At 63.4% G+C, this 17,489-nt stretch carries 15 protein-coding genes and 1 pseudogene; 7 read left to right on the top strand and 9 right to left on the bottom strand.

Going from position 1 to position 17,489, the window contains the following annotated elements; all coding sequences use genetic code 11:
- Positions 1-123: 123 nt before the first annotated feature.
- The 3 genes and pseudogenes from AZG88_RS12025 to AZG88_RS12015 form a co-directional block, all read right to left on the bottom strand.
- Positions 124-861 (bottom strand): hypothetical protein, encoded by a 738-nt coding sequence (locus AZG88_RS12025; RefSeq protein ID WP_231913950.1) that lies wholly within the window; start codon positions 859-861, stop codon positions 124-126.
- 377 nt (positions 862-1,238) lie between these two features.
- Positions 1,239-1,628, bottom strand: a pseudogene (locus tag AZG88_RS12020) ((R)-mandelonitrile lyase); the annotation flags it as partial.
- Positions 1,625-2,533: a helix-turn-helix transcriptional regulator gene (locus tag AZG88_RS12015; protein ID WP_061697794.1), complete on the bottom strand. Its 909-nt coding sequence runs from the start codon at positions 2,531-2,533 to the stop codon at positions 1,625-1,627. The pseudogene AZG88_RS12020 and the gene AZG88_RS12015, both read right to left, overlap by 4 nt.
- A gap of 351 nt (positions 2,534-2,884) precedes the next feature.
- Here AZG88_RS12015 and AZG88_RS12010 point away from each other — a divergent pair, with 351 nt between their 5' ends.
- The 7 genes from AZG88_RS12010 to AZG88_RS11980 all read left to right on the top strand — a co-directional run bounded on the left by AZG88_RS12010 (position 2,885) and on the right by AZG88_RS11980 (position 9,018).
- Entirely contained in the window at positions 2,885-3,223 is a 339-nt protein-coding gene (locus AZG88_RS12010; protein ID WP_061697793.1) for a carboxymuconolactone decarboxylase family protein, read from the top strand.
- Positions 3,224-3,228: 5 nt separating this feature from the next.
- Positions 3,229-4,251 (top strand): zinc-dependent alcohol dehydrogenase family protein, encoded by a 1,023-nt coding sequence (locus AZG88_RS12005; RefSeq protein ID WP_061697792.1) that lies wholly within the window; start codon positions 3,229-3,231, stop codon positions 4,249-4,251.
- Positions 4,252-4,335: 84 nt separating this feature from the next.
- The gene (locus AZG88_RS12000; protein ID WP_063886798.1) at positions 4,336-5,340 is read left to right on the top strand and encodes a quinone oxidoreductase family protein; all 1,005 of its coding nucleotides are present in this window, start codon (positions 4,336-4,338) and stop codon (positions 5,338-5,340) included.
- On the top strand, positions 5,312-5,698 hold the full coding sequence (locus tag AZG88_RS11995) for a DUF2255 family protein (RefSeq protein ID WP_061697791.1): 387 nt from the start codon (positions 5,312-5,314) through the stop codon (positions 5,696-5,698). Before AZG88_RS12000 ends, AZG88_RS11995 begins: the two co-directional genes overlap by 29 nt.
- 186 nt (positions 5,699-5,884) lie before the next feature.
- A complete protein-coding gene (locus AZG88_RS11990; protein WP_061697790.1) occupies positions 5,885-6,286 on the top strand; it encodes a cyclophilin-like fold protein in 402 nt (133 codons plus the stop codon).
- Between the two features lie 216 nt (positions 6,287-6,502).
- On the top strand, positions 6,503-8,494 hold the full coding sequence (locus AZG88_RS11985) for an MFS transporter (RefSeq protein WP_197487809.1): 1,992 nt from the start codon (positions 6,503-6,505) through the stop codon (positions 8,492-8,494).
- Positions 8,491-9,018, top strand: a complete 528-nt coding sequence (locus AZG88_RS11980) for a TetR/AcrR family transcriptional regulator (protein ID WP_061697788.1) — start codon at positions 8,491-8,493, stop codon at positions 9,016-9,018. Before AZG88_RS11985 ends, AZG88_RS11980 begins: the two co-directional genes overlap by 4 nt.
- 1,015 nt (positions 9,019-10,033) lie before the next feature.
- On the opposite strand, the gene AZG88_RS11970 is transcribed toward AZG88_RS11980, so the two are convergent.
- The 6 genes from AZG88_RS11970 to AZG88_RS11945 form a co-directional block, all read right to left on the bottom strand.
- Positions 10,034-11,050: a zinc-dependent alcohol dehydrogenase family protein gene (locus tag AZG88_RS11970; RefSeq protein ID WP_061697786.1), complete on the bottom strand. Its 1,017-nt coding sequence runs from the start codon at positions 11,048-11,050 to the stop codon at positions 10,034-10,036.
- A 55-nt stretch (positions 11,051-11,105) separates the two neighbouring features.
- A complete protein-coding gene (locus AZG88_RS11965; protein ID WP_231913949.1) occupies positions 11,106-12,476 on the bottom strand; it encodes an MFS transporter in 1,371 nt (456 codons plus the stop codon).
- A 341-nt stretch (positions 12,477-12,817) separates the two neighbouring features.
- Complete coding sequence (locus tag AZG88_RS11960; RefSeq protein ID WP_231913946.1) at positions 12,818-13,735, bottom strand: NAD-dependent epimerase/dehydratase family protein; 918 nt, start codon at positions 13,733-13,735, stop codon at positions 12,818-12,820.
- A 174-nt stretch (positions 13,736-13,909) separates the two neighbouring features.
- Positions 13,910-14,632 (bottom strand): FadR/GntR family transcriptional regulator, encoded by a 723-nt coding sequence (locus AZG88_RS11955; protein WP_063886795.1) that lies wholly within the window; start codon positions 14,630-14,632, stop codon positions 13,910-13,912.
- A 287-nt stretch (positions 14,633-14,919) separates the two neighbouring features.
- The gene (locus AZG88_RS11950; protein ID WP_061697784.1) at positions 14,920-15,978 is read right to left on the bottom strand and encodes an amidohydrolase family protein; all 1,059 of its coding nucleotides are present in this window, start codon (positions 15,976-15,978) and stop codon (positions 14,920-14,922) included.
- A 45-nt stretch (positions 15,979-16,023) separates the two neighbouring features.
- Complete coding sequence (locus AZG88_RS11945) at positions 16,024-17,367, bottom strand: MFS transporter (protein WP_082833285.1); 1,344 nt, start codon at positions 17,365-17,367, stop codon at positions 16,024-16,026.
- Between the last annotated feature and the right edge of the window lie 122 nt (positions 17,368-17,489).

The following is a 17,489-nucleotide window of genomic DNA, read 5'->3' as shown; positions in this document are numbered from 1 at the left end:
ACACCCATCGAAGAGATGGACCGACTGCTGTTGCGATGACCGCCAGAATCCGCCGATCCGCTTACGGGATCGAGCTGCGCCCCCGCGGGTCGTCGTGGACATGAGGCGTCAGGAAACTGATGATTACGCATAACTCAGTGGGCCGCAGCGAACATCGAATCGTTCACGCACAGTGTCCAGGGTCTGCCGGAGGTGCTCGCGTCCGCGGCGATGGGTGAGCATGAACCGCGCCGTCCCAATCATGCGGCGTAGCAGCGGATACCAGCGATCGAGATCGAGTCCGCAATCGAGCAACACCTTGTTCGGGACACTGTCGACAATCAGGCTGAGATTGTGCATCGCGAGCGATCCGAGCGTATACGGAAATACCGCAGTCGACTTCTTCCGCAGATCCGGCGCGTCGAGCTCATACGGCGGGACCTCCCTGAGCTTGTCCAAGAACAGTAGGTGGGTCAAGAAGTAACCCATGTACGAGGTCAGATGGAGTGTGGCAGAGCGCGGCTGCACCGAGACGACCGCACCGCTGTCGGACACGTAGGGCTCGTAGGGGTGGTCGCCACGCAGCATGTACCCGGTGCAGTTCACTATCCAGCTGCCCGGTTGAATCGTCTTCGCTGATCCGCTGCGGAACACCAAGTCGGTCTCGCCGTTGCGGTCGACAGCATCCACGACGTGATCCATGATCACCTCGTTCAGGCCGGTCGCGATCGCCTCGTTCTCCGACTCGGAGAGCAAGCCCAGCAGGTAGTTGCCTGCAGTGGGCGTCAACCAGGTGCCGTAGGTATCGCGTAACCAGGTCGCGACATCGGTCTCGTTGGTCCCGTCGAAGCGCCGACCCAGTTCCATGAAAATGCCGGTCACCAATGTGCCGCCCCACCATCGTTGGCCGCCGACAGGGAATAGACGGTTGCGGTTCGAAAAGAATGTGCCTGAACCTGCGACGAGGTTCACTTCCCGACCGGGGTATTCCGTGATCAGTGCGTGAGCGGTATCCATCGCGGTCTTTCCGCCACCCACGACCCACACCGGGGTTCGCTCGCCCGCATCTCGTCGCCCCGCATGTCGCAGAAGTCGGGTGACACCGACACGACACGTGCACTGGAGATCCCGAGTGGGTCGTCGGGCACAACCCCAAATCCGCTGGCTTTGATCAGTCGCCTCGCCTCGCCAACCATGAGTTGGCCGTCCGCCGATGTGCAGGTGAGGCGGATGATCCCGTCGGACTCGTGTGCGCGGGTGTAGTCGGCGTCGTCAACGTGTTCGAGCCAGGTCGTCGTCGTGGCCGGGTCGTCGCCGTTCTCGAGCAGGGCCAGGTGTTCCATGAATCGGTCCGGGGCGGCTCCGTGCCAGTGCTCCTCCCCGGGCGGGGTGTAGATGGTCTGGCCGGGGGTGGCGCGGATCACGGTTCCGTCGCGAGCGCCGATCAGCGCGACACCATCGGTGATGTGCAGGGTTTGACCGTTCTCGTGGGAGTGCCAGGCGGTGCGGGCACTGGGCGCGAACCGGACACAGGCGACGACCATCCGCTGGCCCGGCTCCTGCGGGGCAGCGATCGGGTCGACCCACACGTCGCCGGTGAACTGTTCCGGAGGGTTCTTACCTGTCGGGTTTTGGGGAAGCTGTTTCATAGACTCGTCTCTTTCGGTGCAGAGGCCTGAGTCTTCTGCGGGTCGGTGTCTTCCTGTTGATGTGCGGTGGCGGCCCAGCTCGCCAGGAGATCGAGCCGTTCCTGGCTCGCTGAACCGGGCTCGGCGGTGTAGATGAGGAACGAGAGTCCGGGTTCGGCGGTCAGCTCCATGCCCTCGTAGGACAAGGTCAACTCGCCGACAACGTGGTGCTGGAAGTTTTTGGTGCCCGAGCCGTGGCGGCGTACGTTGTGCGCGCCCCACCGGGTGCGGAACGCGTCACTGCGTGTGGAGAGCTCCCCGATGAGATCGTGCAGTTGCTTGTCGCGGGGGTCGCGGCCAGCCTCGGTCCGTAGGATCGACACGGTGATGTCGGAGGCGGCTTCCCAGTCTGGGTAGAACTCCTTGGCGCGCTCGTCGAGGAAGCAGAACCGCGCGAGATTGCCCTGCCCCGGCCGGTCGAAGACGCGATCGTAGAACGCGCGACCCAGCGCGTTGGTGGCAAGGATGTCCATTCGGCCATTGCGTACGAACGCGGGCCCGTAAGTGATCACATCCAGTGCCCGCGTGAGGCTCTCCCGGGCTACCCACCTCTTCGGGTTGCGCTTGCGCACAGGTTGGGCGGCGCCGCCCGCGACGCGGGCCAAGTCGAAGAGGTGCTCACGTTCGGCGTCGTCCAGTTGCAGCGCTCGCGCGACCGCTTCGAGGACGACATCGGAGACCCCGGCAAGGTTCCCGCGCTCGATCTTGGCGTAGTACTCGATGCTCACATCGGCAAGCATCGCGACTTCACTGCGTCTCAGTCCCGCCACACGCCGCTGCCCGGAGACGGTCAGACCTGCCTGCTCGGGGGTGAGGTTCGCGCGGCGGGACATAAGGAACTCTCGTGCTTCACTCCTGTTGTCCACGCCCCAAACGTTATGCCGACGCAGCCACCCAGGGGATGCCCTGCTGGTACACCCCTCATCAGAGACTCCCTCCGGGGACGTTCTGAAGGTGTCATAGAACTTGCCGTTGTTCCGCGACGGTAACGATGGCACCGAAAGAACACTTCGCCTGACCTTTCATGGCGTCGAGCATCTTTTGTGGTCGATGGCGTCTGTCGCGTCCCCGCCGAGCGCGACATCGGTGCATTGCTCACCGATCGCGACGCAGCACAACGGCATGAATTCGAAGGCGGTGCATGCGAGGAGTCGCAGCAGGAAACGAACTGAACAACCGACGAGGCATCCACAGATGCCGGACGAGAGGAAACAAGCATGGCTGAGAACACAGGTACTGGCTGGACCGGTGGACAGAACGCGTTCGGTGACTTCGCCCCCGGACTCGTCCACTACACCGACAAGATCCTGTTCGACGAGGTGTGGGAACGGCCCGATCTGTCCAAGCGCGACCGCAGCCTGGCCACCGTGTCGGCCCTGCTCGCGATGGGCAACATCGACCAGCTCAACTTCCACCTCCCGTTCGCCCGCGACAACGGCGTGACCGAACAGGAACTCATCGAGACCATCACCCACCTTGCGTTCTACACCGGCTGGCCCAAGGCCATGTCCGCGATGACCGTCGCCAAGAACGCCTTCACCACCGAGGAGAACTGAACCGCATGTACGGAGCCGTCATCCACGCCCCCGGCGACGTCCGCTATGAACAGCGCGAGGACCCGCAGATCCTCGCCCCGACCGACGCGATCATCCGCCTGGCCGCATCCTGCGTGTGCGGGTCGGACCTGTGGGACTACCGCGGCATCAACCCCGTCGACCAACCCACCCCCATGGGCCACGAATACGTCGGCGTCGTCGAACAGATCGGCAACGACGTCAACAACGTCAAGGTCGGTGACTTCGTCGTCGGATCGTTCTTCGCCTCCGACAACACCTGCGAGATCTGTCAGGCCGGTTACCAATCCCGCTGCGAGCACATCGAGTTCGCCGGCGCCGGTGGTGCGCAGGCACACCTACTGCGGGTCCCCCTCGCCGACGGAACCCTCGTCGCCACCCCCGGCATCCCCGATCCGGACCTGGTCCCGTCGTTGCTGGCCGCCTCCGACGTGCTCGGCACCGGCTGGTACGGCGCCGTCGCCGCCGAGGCCGGCCCCGGTAAGACTGTGGCTGTTGTCGGTGACGGAGCGGTGGGCTTGCTCGCCGTTCTCGCCGCCAAGCAACTCGGCGCCGACCGGATCATCGCCATGTCCCGCCACGAGCCCCGCCAACGGCTGGCCCTGGAGTTCGGAGCCACCGACATCGTCACCGAACGCGGCGACGACGGTGTCGCGAAAATCAAGGCACTCACCGGCGGACTCGGCGCGCACTCCGTGATCGAAGCGGTCGGGACACAGGAAGCGATGATGCAGGCCATCCGGTCGACCCGCCCCGGTGGGCATCTCGGTTTCGTCGGCGTCTCACACGGTGTGAACCTGCCCGGCGAAGAACTGTTCTACGCCGAGATCCACCTGCACGGCGGTCCCGCCCCGGTGCGCCGGTTCCTGCCAGACCTGATCGACCGGATCTGGCGACGCGAGATCGACCCGGGCAAGGTCTTCGATCTCACCCTCCCGCTGAGCGAGGTCGCCGAAGGGTACAAGGCCATGGACGAGCGCCGCGCCATCAAGGTCCTCCTCCAACCCTGAGTCTCTTCCACGGCCGAATTGTCGATTCCCGTCCTCGGCACGGGCGGGAAGCGACGCTCTCTGCTCTGACGAAAGCGAATCACAATGAAAGCCATCGCACTCGAGACCTACGGCGGACCCGACGTCCTCCATCCGGTCGATCTCCCGGACCCGCATCCCGGCCCCGGGCAGGTGCGCGTCCAGGTCCACGCCGCCGCTGTCGCGCCGGTCGACACGATGCTCCGCACCGGACTGTTGGCCGAGATGAATGCTGGGCTGCACCCGCCGTTCGTGCCAGGCATGGAGGTCGCCGGCGTCGTCGACGAGGTCGGCGACGACATCGACCCGGCTCTGGCGGTCGAGGCCGGGCAGAAGGTCGTCGGATTCGTGGACAATCTCGGCGCACACGGCGGTTACAGCGACTACGTCGTCCTGCCCGCCGCGTCGGTCACCCGCATCCCAGAGGGGGCGTCCGCCCCGGAGGCGGCGAGCTTCATCAACAACTCGATGACTGCGCTCAACGCGCTCGAGGCCCTCCACCTTCCTACAGGGGCGACGCTACTGGTCACCGGCGCGGCCGGCTCGGTCGGCGGATACCTCGCCCAGCTCGCCCACCACGCAGGCCTCCGGGTCATCACCATCGCAGGCTCTGGGGACGACGACCTGGTCCGCTCGTTCGGCGCCGACCAGATCGTTCACCGCGGACCGGACGCCGCGCGCGAGGTCGTCGCGCGTGTCCCGGGCGGGGTGGATGCGGTCGCCGATGCCGCCCTACTCGGCGATGACATTGTCGGTGCGATCCGCGACGGCGGGCAACTGGCCACCTTCCGCCCCTACCACGGGGATCCAGGACGCGGGATCCGGGTGCACGGTCTGAACGTGCGGCAACGCGCGACCGACCATCCCGCAATCACTCACCTGCGCGACCTAGTCAATGAGGGCGTCCTGTCCATGCGGGTCGGGACGGTGTTGCCCGCCGCCGAAGCACCGGAAGCGCACCGGCTTCTGGACGCCGGCGGGGTGCGCGATCGCATCATCCTCGAATTCCCCGTCCACGAACCCTCCGACGAAAGGACGACACATGAAACGTTGGCCGACCCCACACATTGAGCGGATCGTCGACGCCGACGACCTGCACATCGCACCCTTCCGCGCAGATGGCATCACGCCCGGCACCCCGACCTGGATCTGGTCCGTCGTGGTCGACGGGCGCCTGTTCGTTCGAGCCTGGAACAGCACCCGCTCCCGCTGGTACCAGGCCGCCATCGCCCAGCGGGCCGGGCAGATCACCACCGCTGGCGCAACCTACGACGTCGCATTCCACTCTGCCGACCCAGGACTGAAGGATCGGATCGACGCCGCGTACCGAACCAAGTACGCAGCCAGCAGTTATCTGCCACCCATGGTCGCTTCCGGCCCCCAGGCCGCCACGGTCGAAGTCACTCCGCGCCCCACTCCACAAGCCTGAACAGGACAAATCGCGTCCACCCTCGACCCGTGTGAAAGGAACTCTTCCGTGAGATCAAAGTCCCTCGCCTCAGCATTCGTATTCACATTCGCCGCGATCTTGCCACTGCTGCTTGCCGCCTGCAGCACCAACACGACCGACGATGGCACCGGAGCTCCTTCACCATCGACTGCACCGACTTCGCCATTGACACCCCGCGTACTCGACACGACGGCCTCCCATGACGCAGTAGGCACGACCGTCCGCTTCACCGCCGGTGACACGTCGATCCACGTCACCATGGCAGACAATCGGGCTGTCCAGGACTTCCTGTCGATGCTCCCGCTGACTCTCGAGTTCGAGGACTTCGCTGGCAACGAGAAGATCAGCTACCTGCCCCGCGAACTCGACCACGAGGAAACCGAAGGCTCAATCCTGAACCAGGGCGACTTCCTGTACTACATCCCCTGGGGCAACGTCGGATTCTGGTACACCACCGAACCCAGCACCCACGCCGACGACTCCCTCGTACTCGGCAGCTACGCAGCCAGCCTCGACGACCTCCAATACCTCGAAGGACGCGACGTCACAGTGGAAGCCCTCCCGTGAACGACCAGGCGACCCCTACCCTCGGTCACACGTCAGGCAAGCCCAGCGCGACGCGTCGGGCTAGCACAGGCGGCCAAATGCCTCTCAAATCAACCACAACAGACGAATCGACTGGGAGGGCACGGCGGACACACCCGTCCTCGTTTCGACGTCAGCTGGTGAACAGTGGTTTACTCGATGAGTAAACACATGTTCACCATTGCTCCGAGGAGTTCCGTGAGTCCGCCCTTCGACATCTCCGCGTCCGAGTCGTCGTCACGTAGCTGGATAGTGGTTGCGACGCTTGCCCTGACCGGCACCGTGGTCTCCCTTCAGCAGACCCTCGTCCTTCCGCTGCTTCCCGACCTTCCGGAGTTGCTCGGCACCACCACCGACAACGTTTCGTGGCTTGTCACCGCGACCCTTTTGTTCGGTGCCATCTCGATACCGACCGTCACCCGCCTCGCCGACATGTTCGGGAAGAAACGGATGATGATGGTCGCGCTCGCGGCAATGGTGCTCGGCTCGGCACTCGGTGCGCTGAGCACCGATCTCGCGCTCGTGATTACGGCCAGGGCCATGCAAGGCGTCGGACTGTCGCTGGTCCCGGTGGGTATCGCAATCATGCGTGATGAGCTGCCGCGAGAGCGTGTGCCGCTCGGCGTGGCGTTGATGAGCGCGAGCCTGGCCATCGGTTCGGGTGCCGGCCTGCCCCTGTCCGGGTTGATCGCGGCGCATCTGGACTGGCATGCCATCTTCTGGGTCACCGGCGTCGTTGGAATGGTCGTTCTCGCGGCAGTCTGGCGAGTGATCGACGAGTCTCCGGTACAGACCGGCGGATCCTTCGACTACCGCGGGGCGATAGTTGGGACGGTTGCTCTGACGGCCGTGATGCTTGCGGTGTCCAAGGGAGCGCACTGGGGGTGGACCTCCCGTCTCACTATCGCTCTGGCGGCCGCCGGGGTGCTGTTGCTCATCGTTTGGGTACCCATGGAGCTCCGAGTACGCAACCCGCTGGTCAATGTCCGTGTCGCGGCGCGACCGCCTGTTTTCCTTGTCAATCTCGCCTCGCTGTTGCTGGGTTTTGCCATGTTCGCGAACATGCTGGTAACCCCACAGCTCCTACAGCTGCCGGTGAGCTCCGGCTACGGCCTCGGCTTCGACGTTCTGAGCACCGGACTGTGGATGGCCCCGATCGGGTTGATCTTCGGAGTGACGGCTCCGGTATCGGCGGTACTCATCCGCAGATACGGTCCCCAGATGACTCTGCTTGCCGGGGCAATGATCATGGCCGGTTCCTACGTCGCCCGGGTCTACCTGAGCGATAGCCTCTGGCAGATCGTGACAGGTGCGGTGCTGGTAGGGGCAGGGACATCCATGACCTACGCCGCGTTGCCCACGCTGATCATGCGCGCTGTGCCGGTGACGGAATCCGCATCGGCGAACGGCCTGAACACCCTGCTCCGGTACATCGGTACGTCGACCGCCAGCGCCGTGATGGCGGCGGTCACCACGATGAGCGTTCAACGTGTCGCAGATGACGTCTTCCCGAGCTTCGGAGCCCTCCTGCTGGTGTTCTGGCTTGCCGCCGCGGCCTCGCTTACGGCAGGGCTGATCGCGCTGTCCATACTCGGTTTGCGTGAAGCTCAAGAAGAGTCACCCGAACAACCGGGTCGCATTCGCGCCGCAGTGGCACGCGGCCGCGTGCTCAGCAAATCCGAACGACCCATCCGTCGCGCCGTCGTCACTGTTCTCACCCAATCCGGAGATCAGGTCGACTGGAGCCAGGTGGACTCAGCGGGCGACTTCTCGGTCGCCATTCCCGGATCCGGACGCTACCTCGTAGTCACTGCCGCAGAGGGCTGGACTCCCGACTCCCGACTCGCAGACCTCGTCGCAGAAGCCAACATGGGCACAATCATCCTGAACGAGCGATTGACCATCACCGGCACGGTGACCGATCCGCGCGGCCCACTCGCAGGCGCTGTCGTCGTGCTGACCCGGCAGAGCGGCGAGACCGTCGGTACCACGCGAACGGGGCCGGTGGGTTCCTACGAGATGCCTCTTCCCCCGAACGGGAGGTACATACTTACTGCATTCACCCACATTTCGACCGTGGCGCGTGCGGTCACCGTCTGGGGAGGATCGCTTGTCCTCGATCTCGAACTGAACGAACCAACTGAGCTGGCCGCAACGACCGCGCGTGTCGACGAGGCGGTGGCGCAATGAGCCGGGCGAGAGACGCCGCTCTCGCGGCTGCCGCCGCACTTTTTTCCGAACGCGGATACAGCCAGGTCACCATTCGCGACATCGCGGCACTCGCGAAGCTGTCCCCCGCCATGGTGATGAAATGCGTTGGTAATAAACAGGAATTGTTTCTCGAAGTGGCTACGGTGGAACCGCTACCACTTCCTGCCTGCCCCAGTTCCGACCTCGGCCAGGCGCTTGTGCGCGATATATTCGACCGATTCTATGCCGACACGGTCGAACCCATGACACGGGCAATCATGCTCCGACTCACCGCGCCGGACCACCAGTCGGTGATACAACATTTCACCAGCGGTTACGTCGACCCGCTCACCGAGCGGCTCGGCGGGGACGTCGACGCACGACTGCGCGCCGAACTCGCAGTGAGCGCCCTCGTCGGTTTCGCTACCATGCTGAGAATCTTTGGTGCCGACGCCTGCTCACAGCGCAGCGACGAAGTGGTGCGCCGATACGGCACGCTGGTGCAGCATCTACTCGACGGTTGACTGCACCGGCCAACTACCCCCCCACGCGGAGCGCGTGTCGTCGATCTCGAGACGATGGCCGCACGCGGATCATCTCGAACGACACAGGCGTAAACAGAAAGCCGAAACGCTACGGCCCAGCTATTCGCGAGTTCGTGCTTGGCGAATACCAACTATCAGAAGCCCTCAAGATGCGGAACGTGCACCGTCAGAACGATAGCCCACATTGCCCAGGTGATGCGACGCCCTCGAAGTCAGTGCGGGAGCTCGATCGGCGCTCGCCCGACCAACGTCTCGCCGATCACGTGCTACCCGCTTGTCGACCTACATGCTCTACGCAACAGCGACGCGCTCGTAGCGATCGGCACCGCGATCGGTCCGCAGGGAGCGGCGAAGCAGACGCTTCTCGTGGGGACCCACGCTGAGTCGGCCCATGACCGGCGTTGCGATCTCCCGGACAGAAGATTGATGGTTAGCATCCACTGCGCGGCACTCACGTCGACGTGCAATTCATGGGAGATGGTGGCAGCAACGGTAAGCCCAGGAGCTGACGACTGCGCTCGTGAGGAAGGTATAGCAGGGCGGAAGCAACTTCGAGCGGACCGTCGCGTCAAACAAGAGTTGTCTCTCTCTTAGTTTGCTCAGGAACGGGAGGGCGGAGGCCAGGCTCTTGGTCTCATCGGGGGGAGCCATTTCGCGATGGCGCTTCCAGCCGTCCTCCGCCAACATCTCCCGCTCTGATTCTGCGAATAGATCCACATCTGACGACGATCTTCGGAATCCGGTTGGCGCACAATCAGTTCGAGGTCTCCACTTTCACGTGTGGCCGCAGCGAGAATTTGCGGTGACACGCTTGGCTACGGCGGGTCGACGGGGTGCCGGAGCGAGCTCAGCCAGAATCCGCGCACACCTGGTACTCAATTGGGGTCCGCGGTGCGGCAACGTCAACCGAACCCCGGCTTCCGCAACGGTACCGGGGGAACGTCAGGCCCACAGGCGAGAAATCACCAGACGTTCCCGGCGCTTGCTCGGGGCCTCAGCCGAAAAGGAAAACACCCTTGCCCGCATTCTGTTTGTCGAATTCGGTGTAAGCTTCCTCTGCCTGGTCTAGGCGCCAGCGGTGACTGAAGAGGTCCGAGACTGGCAGATCTCGCTCGGTAATGAACTCCAGGCACCTGGCCAGCTCAACGATCGACAGCGTCCAGGACGTCATAATCGTTGCCTGGGTTCGCATCAACGAGCGGACATTGAGCTCGACCGGCGCGCCGCCCAGACCGAGGAAACACACTCTTGCCCATGGCTCGAGCGAGGCGAGCGCACTCTCTCCTGCCTGAGCGGCGCCCGACGTTTCAAGCACATGGGATGCTCCGCGCCCGTTAGTCAGTTCCATGATCGCGTCATGCGGGTCCGTTGTGGTCGCATTAACGGTGGCGGACGCTCCGAACGCGATCGCTCGTTCCAATCGTGTCGCTTCGACGTCGATGGCGATTACGCGTGCTCCCATCGCTGTGGCGAGCATCGTCGCCGACAACCCGACAGGCCCCTGTCCGAACACGATCAGTGATTTACCGCCTATGTTTCCCAGCCGCTGAATTGCTCCCCACGCGGTCCCCGTCCCACATCCAATGGCCGCACCCGCTTCGTAGGACAGGGAGTCGTCAATCTTGACGACCGTCACTGCCGGAGCGAGCATATATTGTGCGTGTGAGCCGTTGGCATCCGCGCCGTAGCGGATGGTGGTGCGTCGGCAGAGTTGGAACCAACCGGCCCGGCACTGGTCACATACGGTGCATCCCGCATAGTGATGGATTGTGACGCGGTCTCCGACAGCAGCGACACGCGGGTCGACGCCCGGACCGATGGAGTCGATTGTTCCGCACGGCTCATGACCGACTATGCATCCGGATGGATCACTCGCGCGATACTGATGTAGGTCACTTCCGCAGAGCCCTGAGGCCTTCACCGCGATGACGACTTCGCCGGGGCCGGGTGTCGGCTTGGTGAACTCTCGTAGCTCGACTTCCTTGTGACCAGTGAATACCAGTCCTTGCATCGTGTTTCCTTTCGTGGCTTGAAAATTTCAGTCTCGGATCTCGATGTGTGCCTACCTAAGTCGTGGTCCGGGTTCGCTCAGACGATTCGGTGCGAACGACGGATCGCCGTGATCGGGCACCGCCGACCTCCGACGTGAGGTCGCGTCCAGCGTTGTCTTTGAGCAATAGCACGCACGCTAGGCTAAGAAGGCTCAGCAGGGACACCAGTACCCCGTACATGTAGGCGCCCAACGCTTGGGTGATGGAGGCGGCGAACAGCGGCGGGATGGCGCCGCCGGCGATGCCGGCGAAGTTGTAGCTGAAACCGGCGGCGCTGTAGCGGTATTGGGTGCGGAATAGTTCAGAAAGGAACGCGCCAAGCGGACCTGTCGCCGTGCCGGTGATGAACATCGTGATGCACATCGCGACGGCGAGGCCGGCGAATCCGCCAGCGTTGAGTACGGGGAACATTATCAGCGGAAAGATCACGGCTGCCGTCGCGGCGACGGCCATGGTCAGGCGGCGCCCGTATCGGTCGGCGGTGAGACCGCCCAGGAAGATGCCGATGGTGTAAAACACAGTCGCGGCCAACGCCGTGAGAAGCGTCGGCGTTCGAGCGATGCCTAGGTGGGTCCCACCGTAATTTGTCAGGAACGTGATGCCGAGGTAATAGGAAGAGTAGATCATCAGCATGGTGCCGGAGGCCAAGATGATCTCGCGTGGCTGAGCCTTGAACGCCTGCACGAACGGGGCTTTCGGTGCGCCGCGGCGTTCGACTTCGGCCTTGAAGACTGGTGTCTCGTCGATGTTCAGCCGGGCCCAGAGCCCGACCCCGACCAGGATGATGCTGGCGAGAAAGGGGACTCGCCATCCCCAGCTCAGGTAATCTTCGTCGCTCATGCCGAGGCTTCCGCCGACCACCAGCGCGCTGCTGAGGATCGCACCGAACCCCCCGCCGAGTGACGCGAACATGGACCAAAATCCGCGGCGGCCCGCAGGCGCATACTCGGCGGTCGTGAGGACGGCGCCTGCCCACTCCCCTCCTACAGCAAGTCCCTGAATAAACCGAAGCGTCACAAGGATGATGGGTGCAAGCACACCAATCTGGGATGCAGGCGGGATGAAACCGACCAACACGGTGGAGACACCCATAAGGGTCAGGGTTGTGACTAGCGTGCCTTTACGTCCCATGCGGTCGCCGAAATGGCCGAACAAGATACTCCCGAAAGGGCGGGCCACGAACGCGACACCAAATGTGGCCAGTGAGGCCGTTAATCCAGCCGCATCCCCCAACGCCGGGAAGAAGATGTGAGGGAACACCAATACGGCGGCAAGTGCAAACAGCCCGAAGTCGGCGAGCTCGATCGTGGTCCCGACACAGCTAGCGATGGCCAGGCGACGCATCGAGACAGGCCTGGTGCGCGGACTGGCAATTTTGGATCGCATGACGGGCGCTTGTCTCCTTCATTTGGCCTGCACCAGTGGACTCCGCCGAGCGCGCCGTACAAGCAGGCGCCAAGACCGACTTGCGTACGAGATCTGACCGTATGGCCGACTACGACACAGCGTTGCGAGTGGTCTGGACGTTCCTGAAGCTCGACCATGTCCACGGGCAAGGCGTCCTGCTCGACAGGCTGCCACAGGGTGGTGTGTCGGCAAATTCAGAACAGGTGCCCGGTCGCTGGCACTAGTGGCGTCCGGTTGGCAAGCCTTATTGGCGCGAGGCAAATCTTAGATCGCGTTGCCTTGGAGGATATCTCGGCGATATCCGGGCAAGGACCAAAACTCTAGTTTTGTGCGTCGAACCAGTCGATGACGCTGCGCAGTCCGTCCTCGAGTGCCACCGCCGGCGTGAAGTCCAGAACCTGTTTCAGGCGTGCCTGGCTGACCAGCTGATACCTGGTCCTGTTCTCGTCGAAGACGATGCTGTTGGGGTCGGCCCCGAGCATGTCGGCCAAGGTTCCGTAGATCTCCTTCGACGTGCGCGGCAGCCCGGACACGTTGATCGGCATGCGCGTCGCGTCGGAGAACACCGCGCGGCGGATCGCTTCGGCGACATCGTCGACATGGATCAGGCCGTGTTGTGCCGTCGATGCCCACGGGATCGTCGGTGTGGTGCCCGCGTGGATGGCCGTGATGAGGTCGGTCATGAGGGTCGCGTTCGAGCCCGGGCTGCTGCGCGGGCCGTAGATGGTCCCCAACCGGAGAGCTACGTAGTCGGGCCCGCCAGCGGATGCGAACGCTTCGAGGTAGGCCTCGCCGGCCAGCTTCGTTGCCGCGTACATGTTGATTCCGGAGCAGGGCCAGGGGTGATCTTCGGCGAACGGTTCGCGATGCGGGTCCTGGAAGGATCCGTAGACGGTGTGCGAGGAACCTAGGACGACCCGTTTGGTGTCGGCGTTGCGTGCGGCGGTGAGCAGGTCATACGTCGCCCCGACGTTGACGTCGTGGGCATCGCGCGGCCGCTCGGCCGATGCTTGGGTGCGGACCGCGGCCAGATGGATGACGACGTCGGCGTCGGCGACGAGGGAGGCGATCGCTGACGGGTCTCGCAGGTCTGCCAAATGCACGGACACCCCGTCGAGTTCGCCGAGTTCGTTCAGTCGGGATTCTCCGCCCGCGTCGGTGGCGATAACTTCTGCGCGAGGATCGGTGGCCAGGAGCTCTACCACGTGAGAGCCGACGAACCCTGCCGCTCCGGTCACGAGAACACGCTGGGGCCGTTCATCTGGCGGTGAAGTCGGTCGGGTGCTGTCCATGGGTGCCTCCAAGCGCAGGACGCGCGTACGGCGGCGGACCGGCAATACGCGGAGCCTGTTAGTAAAGGATGTGATTTTCCTCGGGTAACAGTACCAGTATTGTCTGACAAATAACGGTAGTTATGTAAGAGAATAGCGGAGCACGAAGTCGAGGTGCTCACGCATGGCAGCTCCGGCCTTCTCGGCGTCGCCTGCCTCGATCGCCGCCTCGATCGCGATGTGCTGTCGCACCGTTTTCTGTGCGACATCTGGTGTGACGTCGAGGAATTGGGCTGGGTGGGTTGCGTCGTGCACGGAAGCGATGAACGCGGCCAGCAGGCGATTGCCTGATGCGTAGCCGATCGCGGTGTGGAAACGCAGGTCGAGGTCCGGGATGTCTGGATCATCGATGGCGATGTTTTTCTGCTGCTCGATGACGTCTTTCATCGTGGCGATGTCGGGTTCGCTTCGGTTGCGGGCGGCCCACTCCGTAGCGGGGATCTCGAGAACGCGGCGGACCTCGGTGATCTCGTCGATGTTCAGGGCGCCGATGCGAACGATGGTGTCCATCGACTCGCTGAGCATCCGGCTGAGGGAGTCCGGCGTCACCGTATTCACGAAGCTGCCACCAGCGACGCCCGGAATCTTGCGGATCAGCCCCGCGCTCACCAGGGCGCCGAGTGCTTCTCGAACCGTGGGGCGGCTGACACCGAACTGCTGAGCCAGCTCGGTCTCGGGCGGAAGCTTCTCGCCCTGTGTGAAGCGCCCGTCCAGGATCGCCTCGCGCAGCTGGCCCTCCACCTGGTCACGCGGGCGGGTCACCTGCAGCGCCTTGAACGTGTTGCTTTCGGTGGTCGATGTCATCGGGTCTCCAGCCTGCTTCGTGCGCGTCATGTCAGGTCAGCTGACACTTCACCTGTCCTACAGCGTCCATGCTGCAAATAGTCATCGCCTGCAGATCATTGGCCTGTTCGATCTGCCGATGGTTCGTCAGGTTAACTCAGACTTTAAATAATCTGACAGTATTCTATCTGTAGAATATTATGCTACCTGTAAACGTTCCCAGCTACTACTCTCACACAACTTCAACTGCTGCCCGATTCACTTCATCGGCGGAGAGGCGGGGCTCTAGTGCGGCCTGTGCATCGGGATCAGAGCAGGCTGTAGAACTGGCGGGCCGATCCTCCGAACATCAGCTCCCGCTCCTCCCGTGATGCCGAACTCGCGAACCGCTTGTAGGCATTCCAGAGCACGCGATACGACGTGCCCATCTTGTCGACCGGGAAGTTGCTCTCGAACATGCAACGCTTCGCGCCGAACTCCTCGGCGCACACCTCGAGCCAGGGCGACCAGAGACGAGCCAGCTCGTCGGAGCCGGGAGGTTCCGGCGCGGTGAGGTAGTCGTACATGGCTCCGCGGGCCACGAGCCCCCCGATTTTGCACCAGACGTTCGGCCGCTTCGCGACCTGCCGAATGCCGTCCCGCCATTGGTCGAACTGGTCTGATTGGTCCGACGCATAGCGGCCGTACCCCAGAGGGCCACCGCTATGGTTTACTACGACTTTCAAATCCGGAACAGCATCCGCCAGTGCCGCGACGTCGTCTAATTGGGTATGAAACAGCCAGGCATCGAGGGTGAGCGAGTTTCGTGCCAGGACACGGGCCCCGTCAAGGATTTTCGCTTCTCGGAGCATCCCGGGTCGTTTCCCGGACTGCGTGTTCGCGATCTCGGGACTCGCATCCCATCCGGTGCTGAACCGGACACCTCGAAATCTCCCGCGACCAGCCGCCATGTGCTCTGCCAGAACCGGCTCGACTGCGGCACCCAGTGTGAGGTCGGCGAATCCCACGATGCCGGCCGCCACGTCGACTCCGGCGCTCGACGAACCGGCCGCCGCGGCTACGTACTCGGTCTCCCCGACCGGCCGCAGTTCGACCGGCCCAGAGTCGCGGTAGCCGGCTCCGCATTCCACATAAACCGTGGCCTCGACCTGGTGACCGGACTGGACGTCCGCCTCGAAGCCGGAACGATCGTAGACGTACGGGTGCTCCCAGAGATGGTGATGGGAATCGACGATCGGCAGGTCCGGCTCGAACACCGCCTCTGCCGACTGCTTCGCCAGCCACTCGTCGGACGGTTCGAAGATCGTGCCGAACTCAGTCGGCCGTCCGTGCTCGGAGAGCTTGTAGAAGCGCGCGTCCAGTGCCATGCCTACCCCAGCCATCCGGTTATCAAGGCGGACTCAGCCATTCGATCAGACCTCGCCGCGCGCCGCCGCGACAGCACGCGACTTCCGTGCCGCAGGGTCCAGGAGGATCGCTCCGATCAGACCGGCCGTGCAGATTCCCATGAGGAAGATTGCTGCGTACCAGGGCGTGCCGCCGCCTGCCCCGACGAGGGCCGCCATGACAATCGGCACCGGCCCCGACAGAAGCGCCGCGGATACCTGGTAGGTGATGGCAGAACCTGTGTAGCGAAGCTCCGGCGGGAAGACGGTGGTGAAGAGCAGCGCGGTAACCGAATACGCCACTCCATGGCCGATTCCCAGGCCGATGATCATTGCCGCGATGATGGCGATCGGGTTGCCTGTGTGAATAATCCAGAAGACCGGAATCGGAGCGACCGCCAGCAGTGTCAGGGCAGAGAGGAACACTCGCTTCGGACCGATACGGTCGGAATTCCAGCCAACAATCCCCACACAGGCCAGGTGAACCAATCCCGCAACGATGACTGCCATCAGCACGGTCGTCTTCGCCAAGCCGGCCTCGGCCGACCCATAGTTCACCGCATAGGTGCTGTACGCGTAAAAAGCCGCACCGAGTCCACCGTTGGCGAATCCGAGCGCCAGCATCGTCCGCCAGTGGTTGCGAATGACTTCCCTCGCCGGGTTGCTGACGAGAGCGTTCTCTGCCTTCTTCTCCTCGAACACCGGCGACTCTTCCAACTTTAGCCGAATGAACAGCGCGATCGGGAAGATCAATGCACTGACCAGGAACGGAATACGCCAACCGTAGCTCTCCAGCGCGTCCTCGGGCATGTAGTAGGCGGCCAGGCTGACAAGGTTGGCGCCCACCAGGGCCGCCGGAATACCCATCTGAGCGACGCTGGTGTAGCGCCCGCGCAGGTGTGGCGGCGCATGCTCAATCGACATGGTGGCGACGCCGGAGAACTCACCACCGGCCGACAGACCTTGAATCATCCGGAACAGGACGAGCAGCAGCGGGGCCCAGAAACCTATCTGATCATATGTGGGCAGCAGGCCGGTCGCGATCGTGGCCACACCCATGCCGATCAGGGTCATGAACAGGACCGACCGCCGGCCCAGACGGTCGCCGAGGTGGCCGAAAATGAACGCGCCCAAGGGCCGCATGAGCCACGCCGATGCGAAGGTACCGAAGGCAAACAAGGTGCCGACGGTGGGGTTGTACGTAGGGAAGAAGAGCTTGTTCAGCACCAGCGCGGCTGCGACGCCGTAGACGAAGTAGTCGTACCACTCCAGCGCGGTACCCAGGAAGAGGGCCGTGCCGAGCCGGGCAAAGCTCGTCTTACGAGGTGGGGACGATTGGCCGGATATCGCATCTGGTTGCATAGTGCTCATGATTCTGCCTTCAGGTTTGGGATGGAGAAGTAAGCGCGAGGCACAATCTCGACCTGCCGATATTTCGTCGTGAGGGCACGAGAGGTACCGACGCCATTCTGATTGAGAGCTATTACAGTGGT

The organism is Rhodococcus sp. LB1 (assembly GCF_001583455.1).
In the GTDB taxonomy this organism is placed as follows: Bacteria; Actinomycetota; Actinomycetes; order Mycobacteriales; family Mycobacteriaceae; genus Rhodococcus_F; species Rhodococcus_F opacus.
Note: the sequence above shows the minus strand (reverse complement) of the source record. Positions and strands in the feature narration are given on the sequence as shown.

Excerpts from the sequence above, each read along its gene's own strand:
- AZG88_RS11955 (WP_063886795.1), bottom strand. The coding sequence starts at position 14,632 with ATGACATCGACCACCGAAAGCAACACGTTCAAGGCGCTGCAGGTGACC.
- AZG88_RS12000 (WP_063886798.1), top strand. The coding sequence starts at position 4,336 with ATGAAAGCCATCGCACTCGAGACCTACGGCGGACCCGACGTCCTCCAT.
- AZG88_RS11965 (WP_231913949.1), bottom strand. The coding sequence starts at position 12,476 with ATGCGATCCAAAATTGCCAGTCCGCGCACCAGGCCTGTCTCGATGCGT.
- AZG88_RS11980 (WP_061697788.1), top strand. The coding sequence starts at position 8,491 with ATGAGCCGGGCGAGAGACGCCGCTCTCGCGGCTGCCGCCGCACTTTTT.
- AZG88_RS11995 (WP_061697791.1), top strand. The coding sequence starts at position 5,312 with ATGAAACGTTGGCCGACCCCACACATTGAGCGGATCGTCGACGCCGAC.
- AZG88_RS12005 (WP_061697792.1), top strand. The coding sequence starts at position 3,229 with ATGTACGGAGCCGTCATCCACGCCCCCGGCGACGTCCGCTATGAACAG.
- AZG88_RS12010 (WP_061697793.1), top strand. The coding sequence starts at position 2,885 with ATGGCTGAGAACACAGGTACTGGCTGGACCGGTGGACAGAACGCGTTC.
- AZG88_RS11945 (WP_082833285.1), bottom strand. The coding sequence starts at position 17,367 with ATGAGCACTATGCAACCAGATGCGATATCCGGCCAATCGTCCCCACCT.
- AZG88_RS11970 (WP_061697786.1), bottom strand. The coding sequence starts at position 11,050 with ATGCAAGGACTGGTATTCACTGGTCACAAGGAAGTCGAGCTACGAGAG.
- AZG88_RS11950 (WP_061697784.1), bottom strand. The coding sequence starts at position 15,978 with ATGGCACTGGACGCGCGCTTCTACAAGCTCTCCGAGCACGGACGGCCG.